At 63.2% G+C, this 1,200-nt stretch carries 1 protein-coding gene; it reads left to right on the top strand.

Annotated features, from left to right (window positions below; genetic code table 11):
* The first annotated feature begins 246 nt into the window (after window positions 1-246).
* Window positions 247-1,182 (top strand): peptidoglycan DD-metalloendopeptidase family protein, encoded by a 936-nt coding sequence (locus GWK18_RS12805; protein WP_166835723.1) that lies wholly within the window; start codon window positions 247-249, stop codon window positions 1,180-1,182.
* Window positions 1,183-1,200: the final 18 nt, after the last annotated feature.

Raw genomic sequence — 1,200 nt, 5'->3', positions numbered from 1 at the left:
CTCGGGAGACCTCGACTTCTATCCCAACACCGCCGCGCCGTCAGCTTCTACACCCTCATCTGCGAAGAGCCATTTTGGTTCCACCCAAAGGGTCAAAACTCTTGGCCGGAAAGACATCAACAGACCTATTCCCTTGCGAGAGATCCCATCGCCTTCAACCATGACTCGTGTCACCGAGAAATCCTTGGAGTACACCAGGGGTCCGCGTGACATGTGTTTACCGGAGCGAGTCAAAGGGGAATCGAAATGTCCACTGGAAACCGCAAGACCATTGCACGCAAACCTGCCACGACGCTCGGGCTGATCGCCATTGTGGCGTCCGGTTTCCTGGGCCTTGGCGCCGCCCCGGCCCAGGCGGAGACCGGGGCCATGTCGATCCCGACGACCGGACAGGTCACAGGCACCCCCAACGGATACTGCCGGTCGGGTAACAGCCATGGAGGTTTCGACATCGCAGCCGCCACCGGTACCCCCATCAGGGCCGCAGCCGATGGCAAGGTCAGCTACAAGGGCTGGGGAGACCGTTCAGGCAACATGGTGACCGTCAGCCACGCGGGCGGGTGGTCGACCAAATACATGCACATGAGCCGCTACAACGTGTCCAGCGGTGCCACGGTCAAGAAGGGCCAGATCATCGGCTATGTGGGCAGCACCGGAAACTCGACCGGCCCGCACCTGCACTTTCAGGTCGAACGCAATGGCTCCGTGGTCCGGGATTCCTCGTTGATCGATGACTTCCGTTGTGGCTCCACGGTGACCCAGGGCCGCACCATCAACTACAGCTTCCCCGGCCTGCCGAAGACCGGGGGGCCCGTGACCCCACCGTCGTCGTCCAGCTACCCCACGATCAAGCAAGGGGCCAGCGGACCTGCCGTGACGCAGCTGCAGCAGTTGCTCACGGCCCGTGGTCACGCCGTGGCCGTCGACGGGAAGTTCGGCCCCGCAACGGACAGTGCAGTCCGCAGCTTCCAAAAGAAGATCGGCACCACACAGGACGGCACGGTTGGCCCCAAGACGTGGGGGGCGTTGGAAGCCCGGGCTGCCAGCGGAGCCACCCTCAAGCAGGGCTCGTCCGGAAACGACGTACGAGCGCTCCAAAAGGCGCTCAACGCCAGGACCGGGGCAAACCGGCTCTTCGCAGATGAGGGTGTAGAAGCTGACGGCGCGGCGGTGTTGGGATAGAAGTCGAGGTCTCCCGAG

The organism is Kocuria sp. JC486 (assembly GCF_011602805.1).
GTDB lineage: Bacteria > Actinomycetota > Actinomycetes > Actinomycetales > Micrococcaceae > Kocuria > Kocuria soli.
This window is presented reverse-complemented; position numbering and strand designations above follow the sequence as displayed.